This window comes from Roseiflexus sp. RS-1, assembly GCF_000016665.1.
In the GTDB taxonomy this organism is placed as follows: Bacteria; Chloroflexota; Chloroflexia; order Chloroflexales; family Roseiflexaceae; genus Roseiflexus.
In genome coordinates this window covers 919,223-933,244 of sequence record NC_009523.1, presented here as the reverse complement: position 1 = coordinate 933,244, position 14,022 = coordinate 919,223, and the positions used below count along the sequence as shown (strand labels likewise).

The 14,022-nt window shown below is 55.9% G+C and carries 14 protein-coding genes; 12 read left to right on the top strand and 2 right to left on the bottom strand.

The window, feature by feature from the left end; translation table 11 throughout:
• Positions 1 to 404: 404 nt before the first annotated feature.
• On the top strand, positions 405 to 1,430 hold the full coding sequence (locus ROSERS_RS03880; RefSeq protein ID WP_011955522.1) for a zinc-dependent alcohol dehydrogenase: 1,026 nt from the start codon (positions 405 to 407) through the stop codon (positions 1,428 to 1,430).
• Positions 1,431 to 2,158: 728 nt separating this feature from the next.
• On the opposite strand, the gene ROSERS_RS24695 is transcribed toward ROSERS_RS03880, so the two are convergent.
• Together ROSERS_RS24695 and ROSERS_RS25805 are read right to left on the bottom strand one after the other, a co-directional pair.
• Positions 2,159 to 3,216, bottom strand: a protein-coding gene (locus ROSERS_RS24695; RefSeq protein WP_085979421.1) for an IS5-like element ISRfsp3 family transposase whose coding sequence is annotated in 2 segments (ribosomal slippage) — positions 2,159 to 2,685 and positions 2,685 to 3,216 — 1,059 coding nt in all. Because the reading frame shifts where the segments join, the coding sequence is not laid out codon by codon here.
• 964 nt (positions 3,217 to 4,180) lie between these two features.
• On the bottom strand, positions 4,181 to 4,384 hold the full coding sequence (locus ROSERS_RS25805) for a hypothetical protein (RefSeq protein ID WP_157040963.1): 204 nt from the start codon (positions 4,382 to 4,384) through the stop codon (positions 4,181 to 4,183).
• Positions 4,385 to 4,428: 44 nt separating this feature from the next.
• On the opposite strand from ROSERS_RS25805, the gene ROSERS_RS25800 reads away from it, so the two are divergent.
• The 11 genes from ROSERS_RS25800 to ROSERS_RS03830 all read left to right on the top strand — a co-directional run bounded on the left by ROSERS_RS25800 (position 4,429) and on the right by ROSERS_RS03830 (position 14,017).
• Positions 4,429 to 4,578 (top strand): hypothetical protein, encoded by a 150-nt coding sequence (locus ROSERS_RS25800; protein WP_157040962.1) that lies wholly within the window; start codon positions 4,429 to 4,431, stop codon positions 4,576 to 4,578.
• On the top strand, positions 4,575 to 5,834 hold the full coding sequence (fabF, locus tag ROSERS_RS03865) for a beta-ketoacyl-ACP synthase II (protein ID WP_011955521.1): 1,260 nt from the start codon (positions 4,575 to 4,577) through the stop codon (positions 5,832 to 5,834). The genes ROSERS_RS25800 and fabF overlap by 4 nt, the downstream gene beginning before the upstream one ends.
• Positions 5,818 to 6,705 (top strand): class I SAM-dependent methyltransferase, encoded by an 888-nt coding sequence (locus ROSERS_RS03860; protein ID WP_011955520.1) that lies wholly within the window; start codon positions 5,818 to 5,820, stop codon positions 6,703 to 6,705. The genes fabF and ROSERS_RS03860 overlap by 17 nt, the downstream gene beginning before the upstream one ends.
• Complete coding sequence (locus ROSERS_RS03855; protein WP_011955519.1) at positions 6,702 to 7,628, top strand: N(4)-(beta-N-acetylglucosaminyl)-L-asparaginase; 927 nt, start codon at positions 6,702 to 6,704, stop codon at positions 7,626 to 7,628. Before ROSERS_RS03860 ends, ROSERS_RS03855 begins: the two co-directional genes overlap by 4 nt.
• 58 nt (positions 7,629 to 7,686) lie before the next feature.
• A complete protein-coding gene (locus tag ROSERS_RS03850; protein ID WP_041332956.1) occupies positions 7,687 to 8,970 on the top strand; it encodes a sugar ABC transporter substrate-binding protein in 1,284 nt (427 codons plus the stop codon).
• A gap of 218 nt (positions 8,971 to 9,188) precedes the next feature.
• Positions 9,189 to 9,557 (top strand): roadblock/LC7 domain-containing protein, encoded by a 369-nt coding sequence (locus ROSERS_RS03845; protein ID WP_011955517.1) that lies wholly within the window; start codon positions 9,189 to 9,191, stop codon positions 9,555 to 9,557.
• Positions 9,558 to 9,631: 74 nt separating this feature from the next.
• Positions 9,632 to 10,468 (top strand): 3-methyl-2-oxobutanoate hydroxymethyltransferase, encoded by an 837-nt coding sequence (gene panB, locus ROSERS_RS03840; RefSeq protein WP_011955516.1) that lies wholly within the window; start codon positions 9,632 to 9,634, stop codon positions 10,466 to 10,468.
• Positions 10,469 to 10,474: 6 nt separating this feature from the next.
• Entirely contained in the window at positions 10,475 to 11,311 is an 837-nt protein-coding gene (gene panC / locus ROSERS_RS03835) for a pantoate--beta-alanine ligase (protein WP_011955515.1), read from the top strand.
• Between the two features lie 77 nt (positions 11,312 to 11,388).
• Positions 11,389 to 12,264 carry a DNA adenine methylase gene (locus ROSERS_RS24690; RefSeq protein WP_011955514.1) on the top strand — a complete coding sequence of 292 codons (876 nt, stop codon included), beginning with the start codon at positions 11,389 to 11,391 and terminating at the stop codon, positions 12,262 to 12,264.
• Between the two features lie 10 nt (positions 12,265 to 12,274).
• Positions 12,275 to 13,408, top strand: a complete 1,134-nt coding sequence (locus ROSERS_RS24685) for a hypothetical protein (protein WP_011955513.1) — start codon at positions 12,275 to 12,277, stop codon at positions 13,406 to 13,408.
• Between the two features lie 90 nt (positions 13,409 to 13,498).
• Positions 13,499 to 14,017, top strand: coding sequence for an adenine phosphoribosyltransferase (locus ROSERS_RS03830; protein ID WP_011955512.1), 519 nt, complete (start codon positions 13,499 to 13,501; stop codon positions 14,015 to 14,017).
• The last annotated feature ends 5 nt before the right edge of the window (positions 14,018 to 14,022 follow it).

Below are 14,022 nucleotides of genomic sequence, written 5' to 3'. Positions count from 1 at the left end.
TAATCTGTGCGATGTCGGGTCCTGGCTGCACGCAACCGACATTTTCGATGGATAGAAACTATTGACATATTTTTGACCATATGCTATAGTTCTTCCACAACTTCCTATAGACCAATCCAACTCCGCGCTCTCATAGTAACACTAAAAGACTGATAGCATATATCGATACCGTGATATGTTTACGTGTGTCTTACTTCTGAGTGGAGGTTGTAAAGGCTCAGGTTCCTGATTCTGTTTCTTTTTATCTCTTTCTTGCCGCTTGAACTTCAGAACAAGAGAAAAGAACGCCTTGGTTGATGCCAGAGGCTTACGCTATTTTTGCGCACTATTCAGGATAATCAGATTATCTTCGATGCAGAAGGAAAAAATAAGAAAGGTCTACACGTAAGAAAGGAGAAACGCCAATGACGACGATGAAGGCCGCCGTTGTCCACGACTTCCATCAACCGTTGCGTATCGAGGAATTACCCAAGCCTGAGCCAGGATTCGGCGAGATTGTGGTCAAGATCGAAGCGTCAGGTCTATGTCACACCGATATCCACGCGGCGCACGGTGACTGGCCCGTGAAACCCAAACTCCCGTTTATTCCGGGGCACGAAGGGGTAGGTATTGTCGAAAGCGTCGGAGCGGGTGTCACCAACGTGAAGGAAGGCGACCGCGTGGCAATTCCCTGGTTGGGTTATGCCTGCGGCGATTGCAAATACTGCGCTTCAGGTTGGGAAACGCTCTGCGAACGTCAGTTGAATACCGGTTATTTCCTCGATGGCGCCTATGCCCAGTATGCTAAGGCCTATGCGAAGTACGTGGGCATCGTTCCTGCGGGTGTTTCTGCACTCGATGCCGCGCCGCTGACCTGCGCCGGCGTCACGACGTACAAAGCGGTGAAGGTTTCCGGGGCGCGCCCTTCGGAGTTGGTGGCCGTCTTTGGCGTCGGCGGATTGGGGCACCTGGCGTTACAGTATGCCAAAATTGCCGGGGCAACGGTGGCAGCGATCGACCTGCTCGATGAGCGGTTGCAGACGGCGCGCGAACTCGGCGCCGATATTACGATCAACGCCAGCACGCATGATCCGGTCGAAGAATTGAAGAAATGGGGCGGCGCCGATGCCGCGATCTGCGTGGCCGTCTCGCCGAAGGCGTTCGAGCAAGCCTACCGATCATTGCGACGCGGCGGGCGACTGGTGTTCGTGGCACTTCCTGCCGATAACTACATCCAGTTGCCTATCTTCGAGACGGTGCTCAACGGCATCCACGTCATCGGCTCGATTGTCGGCACCCGCGCAGACCTGGCGGAAACGTTTGCATTGCATGCCGCCGGAAAGACGCGCGTCCTCTTTGAAACGCGCGCGCTCGATCAGGTGAACGAGGCGTTCAAGGATGTCGAGCATGGACGCAACAAGGCGCCGCGGATCGTCTTCTCTGAGTTTTGACGCGGCGTGTGAAGCGGGGGACCGGTGTGCGCCGATCCCCCGCTTCTCGATCTGAAGGTTCGTTCTATCGCTGCTGCATACGTTCCTCCCGCAATTGTCCCGATGTCCTCCTCATCTCTCAACCCTCTTCTTCCCTTGCGGTTTAAGGGCAGACGGAACGTTTGAGCAACGGGGAGGCGACGTGCAGTGTTCAATCAGATTGCAGCGCGCATACACCCTCGAACGTGTAGTCACGTAGCAAGAAAACCCGCCACGAGTACTTTACGCCTTAACCTGACCGCGATAAGCTATACCGGCACAATATACGACCGTCCTGAGCAAATGCGCGTAGCTCACACGGAAAGGTGTCGTGAGGGGAGAGCAGGGCAAACACACTATCGGCTACGTCATCTTGTAGAATATCGCCGTTGACAAACACCGCTTCTACAGTGTGTATCTGGGCAGAGAGGCTATAGCCGTACACAATAGCAAAAGGCCCCGCACTGCCAGTTCCATATGCATATTGGAGCATGTGCCCTGGCGAGGGAGGATCGCTCGGGTCATCGAATCCACCGCCCCCAACGGGATGCCATCCATCAGGAAGATGCGGATCTCGCTCGATGATCTGGCACATAAACATTCGCAGGAGTTGACCCGCCAGCGGGCCAGGTGGGTGCTGTTCGGAAGTAATATGATAGATGACGATGGCCCCTCGCTCCCACTGGCGTATTCCTAAGCAGTAGACTTCATCAAGATTCGTTTTGATTTTTGGACTGCTTTTTGCGTTTCAGCCAAATTCGGAAGTTATGCAGCCCGCAACATGTTTCCATGACCATATCCCGAAATTCGGAACAACTGAAGCGGATAATGTCGTGAATGATTCGATACCGCTTGATATCGCCGATAACATGTTCAATACGAACGCGAACGGATGAGATACGCCGGTTTTCCTCCTTTTCCTGCGGCGTGAGGGTTCCATTGCGCGGCTTCTTCTTTGGCTGCATAATCTGGACGCCAGGCAGGGTAAATCCTTGAAATCCGGCGTCTTGATAGAGAATGCTCGCGTTTGGAAGGGTGTATCCCGCTTCATCCGCAATACATTTATCGTGGACCCTTCCTTCGTAGGTGTCACTCAAAAAGTGAATAGAGCCAAACTCATCAATGATGAGAACGTTCTTAAGCGTATGTCGTTTCTTCTTACCGCTGTAATACAACTCCCGGTCGACTTTGTCGCTTGGACGGCGAATGGGACGTTCTACGCCGTCATGGATAAAAAGGGGGGCGCTTTTGTCGCATGCGACGGTTCTTCACACGACGGTTCTTCACACGACGGTTCTTCACACGACGGTTCTTCACACGACGGTTCTTCACACGACGGTTCTTCACACGACGGTTCTTCACACGACGGTTCTTCCTGCAATCGCCTCGCCAGGTCGTCGGCAGTGCGCGCAGGCAGGAGATTTTGCTGTGAAAGCGCATAGTTCAGCGCTCCGTGCAAAAGATGCACCCATTTGCTTACGTTTGATTGGCTCATTTGAAAGAGGTGTCCGTGCATCACTTGCGTTGGGTTTTGTTTTAAGTAGGTCAAAATAAAGAGCAATTTATCTTCTGTTGTCGGAAGCGGCGAGTTTGCATACGAGACGTAGCGACGACAATATCGGACGCGGCCATCAATCGTGCGACGTTTCATATACGCTTCAAATGCGGCGTGGAAGATCGGAACCAGCGCGTGGAACTCTTCAACGGTCAGTCCGGTCATAGAGCGTAATTTCTCCGGATTTTCGATAATGGATCGATACTTACACATCGTTTTTCTCCATTTTCAGATTGTACAAAAATAGTATATCACTAAATCTTGATGATGTCTAGTGAAAGCTGTTCGGTACGACATCAGGGTCATCATACACTCCCTTTTCCACGAATGCTTCAGGAGATAACATTTCCGCTCCTTTCCAATCAGCACGTACTACGCCGCAACATGGTTCTCGCAACTGATGCCACGGAGTTGAGAGAACCACGCTACTGTATAAGTTTATCTGCTCGCTTACGTGGTGGCAGCAACGTATTGGACAACTTATCTCGAACAAAAGCTGCTGAGCGCCATCGTTATGGTGTCCCACGTCCTTTGTGGTCCTTGGTTCACAGTGAGACAGTTGGACTGTGTTTGGGGAACGTAGCGCCTCTGACCATCCTCGTCTACCCAACTACCACTTGTCCAGCCGTGATATATGCCAGCCCCTGCGTGAGTTGCTGTTGATCGAGCGTGACAGCCTTTCCGGTTCGTACATTTGTTATAAGCGTCGGAACCACCGACTTTCACTGATCCGCCTCCACTTAAGGGAGCCCATGTAATATAACCGGTTATTACAATCTCCTTCATGGACTTGCTGCACTGGATTTCATGATCATAGATCACAACTTTATTGGCGCTTTGATACATCGGGGTCTTCACTTTAACCCAACAGCTTCCGGTAGCGAAAGGTTGAACAGTGAATTTATTTAGAAGCACCGGTTTTGCCAAGGTTGATGCTGGAGTGACGAAGGAAGCTCCTACGAGCAAAACCATAACGAGCACGGAGCAGAAGATGCGCACGTACATGTCATTGCCTCCTTTACTGAATTTCTGAATAGACTGCTAGCAACAATGGTTACTATAGCAATATTGATTCTCCGTGTCAATTAGGGTAATACCCTGAATTCAGTCGCTTTTTTTGCGCTAACCGAAACTTTCGTCTCACTTGAGATAATCCCAGATCCCCTGCGCCCCTCGATTATGCCGCCCCGCCCTGCCACGCCGCATCGATGCGCATCGCCGTCAGCAGTGCATAGGCCAGATCGGCGCCGGTGGCGTACCAGCGCGACCAGGGACCGGTGGCGCGGATGCCCCGCATCGGGCGTCCCCGCCCGCCGCCCCGCATCGGGCGTCCACCAACGGCGCCTCGACGATTGCGCCGCGCACCTGCAACCTGCCCCACGTTCAACGTTCAACCCCGCGCCTCGCGCCGGACATGGTGCTATAATGCACGTTCTAGAGGCGGATGCCTGCTTTGCGCCGGTCAGGTACGACCTGTTGATCGATGATACGCAACCGCCACCGCCTGTTATGAGCACTGAAGACCTCGCCTGGATTGATAAGCGCCTGCGTGCCACAGGCGCGCGACCTGTATGAAATCGAGACCAACACACCGCGTTGTGGTCACCGGCATGGGTGCGATTACGCCCTATGGCATTGGCGTACCGGTCTTCTGGAACGCTCTGCTGGAGGGACGATCCGCCGTGGCGCTGGCAACACGCTACGACATCACCGACTTTCCTTACGTGATCGCTGCTGAGGTGCACGACTTCGACCCGCGCGATTTCATGGATGCAAAAGCGGCGCGACGTATGGCGCGCTTCGCGCAGTTCGCCGTTGCCGCCGCTGGCGAGGCGATCCGCGATAGCGGCTTGAACCTCGATGCCATTGATCGCACCCGCATTGCCGTCGATATTGGCACGTCGCTCGGCGGAACCGCTGAAGTGGAAGAGCAAACGCTCGCCTTCATGGCAAAAGGACGCAAACGGGTCGACGCCTTCTATATGCCGACCTTCATCTACAACATGGCGTCATGCCAGGTTGCCATCCAGTATGGATTGCACGGTCCCACCACGACGCCGGTGCTCGCGTGCGCCACCGGCGCCTATGCAATCGGCGAAGCGGCGCGGATGGTGCACTGTGGCGAGGCATTGGTCGCCATCTGTGGTGGAACCGATGCAGGTGTGACCGCGCTCAACGCCATGGCGTTCGGGGTTATTGGCGCAATTGCGCCGCCTGGTGACGACCCCGCGCGCGCCGTGCGCCCGTTCGATGCGAACCGCAAGGGAACTGCCGGTGGCGAAGGATGCGGGATTCTGGTCATCGAACAGTTGGAGCATGCACGGGCGCGCGGCGCGCGCATCTATGCCGAACTGGCTGGCTTTGGGGCGACTGAAGATGCCTACCACCTCACGGCGCCCGCGCCCGGCGGAGAGTTCGCCGCGCTTGCCATCAGTCGCGCCATCGATGATGCCGGACTGCGACCAGAGGACGTAGACCACATCAGCGCACACGGAACCGGCACGCCGCTCAACGATGCCGCCGAGACCGCCGCGATCAAGCGCGCCCTTGGCGATCACGCCTATCGTGTGACGGTGAGCGGCATCAAGTCGATGATCGGGCACACGGCGGGCGCAGCCGGTGCGCTGGCGGCAATCGGCTGCGTCAAAAGCATCGAAACCGGCATGGTTCCGCCGACGATCAATTACGAGACGCCTGATCCGGCGTGTGATCTCGATTATGTGCCCAACCAGGCGCGTCGCCAGGATGTGCGGGTCGCGCTTGCCAATGCGTTTGGATTTGGCGGGCAGAATGCAGTTGTCCTGTTTCGGCGATATGAAGACGATCACTAAGCGTCAATCACAGGCTGGGCTGACCTACTTCGAGCGCGTGCTGGAACGACGACGCGCCGCTGATCCGGTGGCGCTCGCCGCCTTTGAGCGCCATGTGCATTTCGGGGTCTGGGAAGATCCGTCGCACGCTGATGGTTCGATTGCGGATTTCGTGCGCGCCGCCGATGCGCTGACTCTGCGGATCATCGAAGCTGGTGCAGTGCGTCCTGGTCAGCGTATCCTCGACGTTGGCTGCGGTATCGGCGGCACGCTGGCAATGCTGAACGAACGTTTCGAGCAGGTCGAACTGTTGGGATTGAATATCGATCTATCGCAGATCGAACAGGCGCGGCACGTTGTTTGCTCCCGACCCGGCAACATCGTCGATTTTTCGGTTGGCGACGCTTTGCGCCTGCCCTACGCCGACGAATCGTTCGACACGGTGCTGGCGGTGGAGTGCAGTTTCCATTTTGCCAGCCGCGAGGCTTTTCTGCGTGAAGCGCATCGGGTGCTGCGCCCTGGCGGGCGTCTGGCGCTTTCCGATTTTGTGCCAACCCCGATCATGCGCCTGGCTCTCTGGATGCTTGGTGGAACGGTCGAGCGAATCATCAAGCCGAGTTTTGGTCACTTCGATCTCAGTTATACCCTGCATACCTACCGCCAGACCGCACTCCGCATCGGGCTGCGACCGGTCGTAATCGATGACGTGACCCGCGGGTTGCTGCCGACCTTCCCGGTCTGGCGGAGGTTCATTCGTTATCTGCTGCCGGATTATTATGGCATGGCAGAACTATTCACCATTTTTGGATGGTTGCACCATCTGCGGCTCATGCGCTACATGGTGCTCGCATTTGAGAAAGATTCGCAACAGAACGCGAGTGAGGCGACATGATCATCATTGGCAGCAGCAATGGCAGGGTGGGGATTGCCGCCGGATGGGCAATCCTGCAGGCGGGCGGTTCGGCGCTGGACGCCGTTGAAGCGGCGACGCGCCTGGTGGAGGACAACCCCGACGATCATTCCGTCGGGTATGGCGGGTACCCCAACCTGCTGGGAGAAGTCGAACTCGACGCCTCGATCATGGATGGAACGACGCTGCGCGCCGGGGCGGTGGGTGCGTTGAAAGGGTATCGTGCCGCCATCAGCGTAGCCCGGCGCGTGATGGAAGACCTGCCGCATGTTGTGCTGGTTGGCGACGGTGCTGCACGCTTTGCCGCTGAAATCGGCATGCCGCGCGAGAACCTGCTGACGGAACACGCCGAAAAGGTCTGGCGCGCCGGTCTGGAAGGGCGCACCCTGATTGACTGGCAGGGGGCGCCCGAACTGCTTGCCGCACTCCTGAAGCGCAGCGCGGCGCTGACGCAGGACCCCGAACACGTCACCGGCACGGTCAACTTCATCGCGCAGGATCGGCAGGGGCGCATTGCATCGGCGGTCAGCACCAGCGGGTGGGCATGGAAATATCCGGGGCGGCTTGGTGATTCGCCGATGATCGGCGGCGGCAACTATGCCGACGACCGGTATGGAGCAGCGGCATGCACCGGTTGGGGCGAAGCCGCGATCCGCGCCGTGACCGCGCGCAGTGTTGTGCTCTACCTCAAGGTTGGTTACCCGCTCGAAGAGGCATGCCGCGAGGCGTTTCGCGATCTTGCGCCACTCCTGCGCGGCACGCCCAACACCATGAGCCTGGTAGCCATTGATCGAAACGGCAATCATTGCGCCATGACCACAGCCGAAGAGCGTACCTATGTGTATCAGGCCGACGGCATGGATCATTTCGTAGAATTACCGCGGATCGTCGTGACCATCGACTGAGCAGCGCTCCGGTCGGTATGCTATAATCCGGCGGATGATGAGAGTATTGCGCCGGATCATGCGATGCCGTCTGATTGCCATTCTGCTCATTGCTGCGCTGCTCGCCGCGTGTGGGTCGAATGGCGCGCCCGGAACCTCTTCCGCTCCGACGATTGAGGCAAACTCTTCCAGTGTCGGACCGCTCCTGCTCTGGCATGGATGGTCGGGCAGCGAGCGGCAGGCGCTTGGGCGACTGGTTGAGCAGTACAACCGCCAGCAGCGTGATGGGCGCATCGTGCTGCAAGCGGTGCCGCTTGCCAGTTTCGCCGCCGAACTGCGCACGGCAGTTGCGGCCGGGAGCGGTCCGCATCTGATACTCATCCCCAACACCTGGATCGGTCCGCTCGCAGAGGCGGGCGTTATGCTCCCGCTCGATGATCTGATCCTGTCGCAGGAGACCAATACGCTTCTGCCGGTTGCGCTGGCAGGCGCCCGGCTGCGCGACGCTGCCGGGACGCAGCGACTGTATGGCGTCCCGATCCGTTTTGATACAATTGCACTCTACTACAATACCGCCAATCTAACCCAACCCCCGGCGGATACCGCAACCATGATCGCCGTTGGGCGCGGATTGAGCGATCCGGAGGCGCAACCGCCCATCTGGGGACTGGCGCTCAACCTGTCGTATGACAACACTATTGGCTATCTGTACGCTTTCGATGGGCGTGTCTTCGATGACGACGGACGGGTCGCACTTGGCAGGGAAGGGCGCGCTGGCGCCGAGCAATGGCTGGCATGGCTCACCCAGTTGCACAACGATCCGCGTATTCTGGCACGCAGCGACAGCAGCATCCTGGTTGATCGCGAATTGAAAGATGGTCGCGCGATCATGACGTTCGACTGGGCACACCAGATCGGCGTCTACCGTGAGCTTTGGGGTAATCAACTCGGTCTTGCACCGCTGCCGCGCTTGAGTGAAACCGGTCAGATGCCGCGCCCCTATGTACGCACCGATGTCCTGGCGATCAACAGCCTGGTCGGGGCAAACGAACGTGATGCAGCGGTACGTTTCCTTCGCTTCATGATCGGCGAAGAAGCTCAGGCAGCGTTGCTCCAGAGCGATATGCAACCGGCATCGCGCACCCTCGCATTGACCGGAGATTCGCCCCAGATCGCAGCTGCGCAGGTCTTTCGCGCCCAGGCGGAACAGGGGCTGCCGATGCCAAATGCAAACACACGCGCGTTCGTCGAGCAGGAAATCAGGCGCATGCAACGCCAGGCGTTGCTTGGACTCGCCACACCCGCCGATGCCGTCGCTGAAGCCGACCGTCGCCTGCGTGAACGACTCGAACCCGCGCCGTGACATATCGGTTTGCGCTGTGACGCCCTTTTTTGCATCGATGTCGCTTGCACATCCGCAATTCATCCCTATTGCCAGTTGCTCTCTGTCAAAAAGTGTAGTAGAATATCAGCGACTTGCACCATACGGGCGTCTGTCGTGAACGTCACGATATTGATCCGCCCGCGCAAGGCATAGAAAACCAGCATTCGTTCGTTCCAATTGTCCTGAGGAGGACCTGAATGGCTAGCAGAACCGAGGAGATGGTTCGGCATCTCAAGGCCTTGCAGATGAACACACCCGATATTGAGGCGTCTGCTGTCGTGAGTGTAGACGGCCTGATCATGGCCTCGGCGCTGCCGGCTGATGTAGAAGAGGATCGCGTCTCCGCGATGAGCGCCGCCATGCTGTCGCTTGGGGAACGGATCGCTAATGAATTGAAGCGCGGGCAGCTCGATCAGGTGTTCGTTCGTGGCGAAGAAGGGTACGTGGTGCTGGTCTCGATCGGTGAAGAAGCGGTGTTGACTGCGCTCGCCGCCAGCAAGGCGAAGCTCGGCCTCGTCTTCCTTGAGATGAAGCGCACCGCAAATGAGTTGCTAAGCCTGGTCTAAGCGCTTTGTTCGAGCGCAGACATCACTGGCGAGGTCGGATCGGTGATCCCTCCTCGCCACTTTTTTAGCCTGCCATGCGAAAAACGATTACTGATATTCAGCAGATGAAAGTGCGCGGTGAGCCGATCGCAATGCTGACCGCCTATGACGCGACGATTGCGGCTCTCTTCGACGCTGCTGGCGTGCCGATGCTGCTGGTCGGCGACTCGCTGGGTGATAATGTCCTTGGCTTCAGTTCGACTGTTCCCGTCACAATCGAGGACATGGTGCGCCATACTGCGGCTGTGGCGCGTGGGGCGCAATCGGCGCTGATCGTCGCAGATATGCCGTTCCTGACGTATGCAACGCTGGAAATGGCTGTCGCTGCCGCGCGGCGATTGATGCAGGAGGGCGGCGCCCAGGCGGTGAAACTCGAGGGTGGTCAGGCAATGGTTCCGATTGTCCGTCGCCTGGTTGAATGCGGCGTCCCGGTGATGGGGCATCTGGGATACACGCCGCAGTCGGTTCACCTGTTTGGCAAGGCGCGCGTTCAGGGCCGATCAGCCGCCGCTGCGCGTCGCATGATCGAAGACGCGCTGGCGCTCGAAGCAGCCGGGGCGTTCGCCCTGGTGCTCGAACTGGTTCCGGCGCAACTGGCTGCCGCGATCACCGAACGGTTGCGCATCCCGACGATCGGCATCGGTGCAGGACCGCACTGCGACGGTCAGGTTCAGGTGTTCACCGATATTCTCGGATTGCGGGACGATTTCAAACCACGCCATACGCGCCGTTTCGCGGAACTGGCGCCGCTCATTCGCTCTGCCGTCGCTGCATATGTGGCGGCTGTCGGTGAGCGCAGTTTCCCCACGGCCGAACATAGCAGTCGTATGGATGAAGCGGAACTGCGCGAGGCGCTTGAAGGCTTGTCATAGGTCGCTATGCGCGTGATTACCACGATTGCCGAGTTGCGCACCGCGCGCGCCGCTCTCCAGGGCACGACAGGTCTTGTGCCGACCATGGGGTATCTGCACGAGGGGCATCTCTCGCTGGTGCGTCGCGCCCGTGCCGAGAACGATCACGTCATCACAACAATCTTTGTCAACCCGACGCAGTTTGGTCCTTCAGAAGACCTGACGCGCTACCCGCGCGACCTTCCGCGCGATCTGGCGCTCCTGGAAGCCGAGAAGGTCGATCTGGTCTTCGCACCGGACGTTTCTGAGATGTATCCGCCGGGGTTCGGCACTTTCATCGATGTGGGACCAATCGCTGCGCCGCTGGAAGGGGCAGCGCGCCCTGGTCATTTCCGCGGCGTTGCAACCGTCGTCTGCAAATTGTTCGCCATTACGTCGCCGCACCGCGCCTATTTTGGGCAGAAAGACGCTCAACAGACGCTGGTGATCCGCCGGATGACACTCGACCTGAACCTTCCGGTCGAGATTGTTGTCTGCCCGATTGTGCGTGAGCCGGATGGCCTGGCAATGAGCAGTCGCAATGTCTACCTGAACCCGGAGGAGCGCCGCGCTGCGACGGTGTTGTTCCGTGCACTGCGTGCAGTGCAGGAACGCTTCGCCGCTGGCGAACGCAACGGCGACGCGCTCCGCGCCGCCATGCGCGCCGTGATCGACGCCGAGCCGCTGGCGCGCGCCGATTATGTCAGCGTTGCCGACCTCGACGATCTCCACGAACTGGAGACGGTGACCAACCGCGCTCTGGCGTCGCTCGCCGTGCGGATCGGGACGACGAGATTGATCGATAATTGTGTGCTTGAGGCGTGAGGTGTGAGGGGTGAGGGGTGAACGTTGAAGGTTGAAGGTTGAAGGTTGAAGGTTGAAGGTTGTAAGGTGGTGGACTGATGAAAAGAAATAGTGTGCCGTCCGCGTTAGTCAGACGAGAAAGGAAGCGAGTCATTGCGTTTGGTTGGTATGGTGGCAAGTATTCACATCTTGACTGGCTCTTACCGTTACTCCCTTTCTGCCACCACTATTGCGAGCCATTTGGCGGTTCGGCTGCTGTTCTATTCAATCGAGAGCCATCTCCAGTAGAGACATACAACGATATTGATGGTGAAGTTGTAAACTTCTTTCGGGTTTTACGAGACGATCCTGAACGTTTGGTAAGGGCTATAGGTCTTACGCCCTTTTCGCGTGAGGAATTTGCCATCGCTTGTGAAATTGATCCTGCGCTCGACCCTGTTGAGCGTGCAAGGAGATTTTATGTACGCGCTCGTCAGGTGCGCACAGGCTTAGCCCAATCTGCAACGCTTGGGCGATGGGCTAACTGCAAAAATACGAGTAGATCAGGCATGGCAGGGGCCGTATCTCGCTGGCTTGGTGCAGTTGAGGATTTGCCAGAAATAGCATTGCGACTATTGCGTGTTCAGATTGAGAACAGACCCGCCATTGAAGTGATACGTTTATACGACTCGGCTGATACGCTTTTCTATTGCGATCCACCGTATATTCATGAAACTCGTGGTGATGATAATGCCTATGCTTACGAAATGAACTATGAGGAACATTGTGAATTAGCCATGTCTTTGAACTCAGTTCGAGGTCTCGTGGCCATCTCGGGTTACGAATGTGATTTAATGAATGATCTGTATCCTTCTTCCAGATGGTATAAGAGTGTAGCTCCCTCAAAAACGATACATTCAACAAAAGACAAAAGGACCGAAATTCTGTGGACAAACTATAATCCTAGGACTATTAATCAAAAGACGATGTTTTAAGGAACTATCAATGGATGAACCCAACAAAATACTCTCAGATATTTTAGGATTCGCCTTAGAGCGTATAGATCACCCATTTATCACCGAACCTAACATTCAATCGTTAGTTGAGAGTGTATGCCGGCAAATGAGCAATCGCGCATGCACAAGACTTCTTATGGCTTGCATGTTAGCTAAAATACACCAACCACAAGTTGACCCGCGAAAGCCATATACCGCGATTCGTGGTGATGACGCTTTCTCTGGTCGTTCATATGACGAAAAATATATTACTCGCTTCATAATTGACAATCGTTTACCGCTAAATACAACGACCGCTTTTCTCACCCCTGCTTTCCGTAATTTGGATAAGCCTCTTGAGGTTGATTTGAATTTAGTAGGTAGGCCTGCTTATGTATACAAGGCGACTCTAGAGCTGCTCGACTATACATACCGAGGTAAAGTGTCTGCGAGCGATCTGCTATCTGAAATAGTGCGCGTATTACTGGTAATTCGAAAAGAGAATCAGGAAAGGATAGATTCTCTGCTTAGAGCTCTTAGACCAGAAGACACGTTACCATTATCATCTGAAGAAATCGTGATCCTGATCGATCAACATCTCAAGTGTAAAAATTCCAGTAGATTGCCGGTTTTGATCGTTGCTGCAGCTTACAATGCAATGGAAGAGATAATAGGAGAACGTATATTGCCATTACAAAGTCATAATGCTGCCGATGAACAAACAGGATCTCTCGGAGACGTTGAGGTTTGTCTTGAAAATGACGACCATATAGTAACTGTGTATGAAATGAAAATGAGACGCGTGACAATTGATGACATTAACTTTGCTCTCGAAAAGATCAAATCAGCTCATCACAAGATACACAATTATATCTTTATAACCACTGAGACGATTGATGATAACATCATGGCTTTTGCAGCAGGATGCTATGAAAGAACCGGTGGAACAGAAGTCGCTATTCTTGATTGCATAAGTTTTCTAAGACATTTTTTACATCTTTTTCACAGATCACGAACCAGGTTTTTAGATGCTTACCAAAAACTCGTACTGGAGGAACCTGAAAGTGCAGTCAGTCAGCCGCTGAAGGAAGCATTTCTGGCATTAAGGCGAGCAGCACAAGATAGAGGGGAAGATAGAGACTAGCAGATCGATATGCCTATCTGACGGCTTTGACATACTATGCCTGGTAGGTAGATGCGGTGACTCTCAGTTCTCGATTTTTGGAGGCTTCTCATGACCACCAACCTGGCCGACCTGATCCGCAACATTCCCGATTTCCCCATTCCCGGCATTCAGTTCAAGGATATCACCCCGCTGTTGCAGAACGGTGCGGCGTTCAAAGAGGTGATCGACACGCTGGCGGCGCGCTACGAAGGTCGTGCGCTCGATGCCATCGTCGGTATCGAGTCGCGTGGGTTCATCTTCAGCGCACCGCTCGCGTATCGCCTTGGGGTGGGGATGATCCCGATCCGTAAGCCGGGGAAACTGCCATGGGAGACATTTGCGGTCGAATATGATCTGGAGTACGGAACGAACAAACTTGAGATGCACCGCGATGCCCTGGCGCCGGGTGCCCGTGTCGTCGTCATCGATGATGTTCTCGCCACTGGCGGAACAGTCGCTGCGGCATGCCAGATGGTCGAAATGGCTGGCGCGGTCGTCGAAGAAGTGGCGTTCCTGATCGAACTGACGTTTCTCAAAGGGCGCGAGCGGCTGGCGAAATATCCTTTCTTTTCGATGATTCAGTATTAGTGGCG

What these genes read in the sequence shown, in the direction of transcription:
- panC (WP_011955515.1), top strand. Translation starts at nt 10,475, where the DNA reads ATGCGCGTGATTACCACGATTGCCGAGTTGCGCACCGCGCGCGCCGCT.
- ROSERS_RS03860 (WP_011955520.1), top strand. Translation starts at nt 5,818, where the DNA reads ATGAAGACGATCACTAAGCGTCAATCACAGGCTGGGCTGACCTACTTC.
- ROSERS_RS24685 (WP_011955513.1), top strand. Translation starts at nt 12,275, where the DNA reads ATGGATGAACCCAACAAAATACTCTCAGATATTTTAGGATTCGCCTTA.
- ROSERS_RS03845 (WP_011955517.1), top strand. Translation starts at nt 9,189, where the DNA reads ATGGCTAGCAGAACCGAGGAGATGGTTCGGCATCTCAAGGCCTTGCAG.
- ROSERS_RS03855 (WP_011955519.1), top strand. Translation starts at nt 6,702, where the DNA reads ATGATCATCATTGGCAGCAGCAATGGCAGGGTGGGGATTGCCGCCGGA.
- ROSERS_RS25800 (WP_157040962.1), top strand. Translation starts at nt 4,429, where the DNA reads ATGCACGTTCTAGAGGCGGATGCCTGCTTTGCGCCGGTCAGGTACGAC.
- fabF (WP_011955521.1), top strand. Translation starts at nt 4,575, where the DNA reads ATGAAATCGAGACCAACACACCGCGTTGTGGTCACCGGCATGGGTGCG.
- panB (WP_011955516.1), top strand. Translation starts at nt 9,632, where the DNA reads ATGCGAAAAACGATTACTGATATTCAGCAGATGAAAGTGCGCGGTGAG.
- ROSERS_RS03850 (WP_041332956.1), top strand. Translation starts at nt 7,687, where the DNA reads ATGCGATGCCGTCTGATTGCCATTCTGCTCATTGCTGCGCTGCTCGCC.
- ROSERS_RS24690 (WP_011955514.1), top strand. Translation starts at nt 11,389, where the DNA reads ATGAAAAGAAATAGTGTGCCGTCCGCGTTAGTCAGACGAGAAAGGAAG.
- ROSERS_RS03830 (WP_011955512.1), top strand. Translation starts at nt 13,499, where the DNA reads ATGACCACCAACCTGGCCGACCTGATCCGCAACATTCCCGATTTCCCC.
- ROSERS_RS03880 (WP_011955522.1), top strand. Translation starts at nt 405, where the DNA reads ATGACGACGATGAAGGCCGCCGTTGTCCACGACTTCCATCAACCGTTG.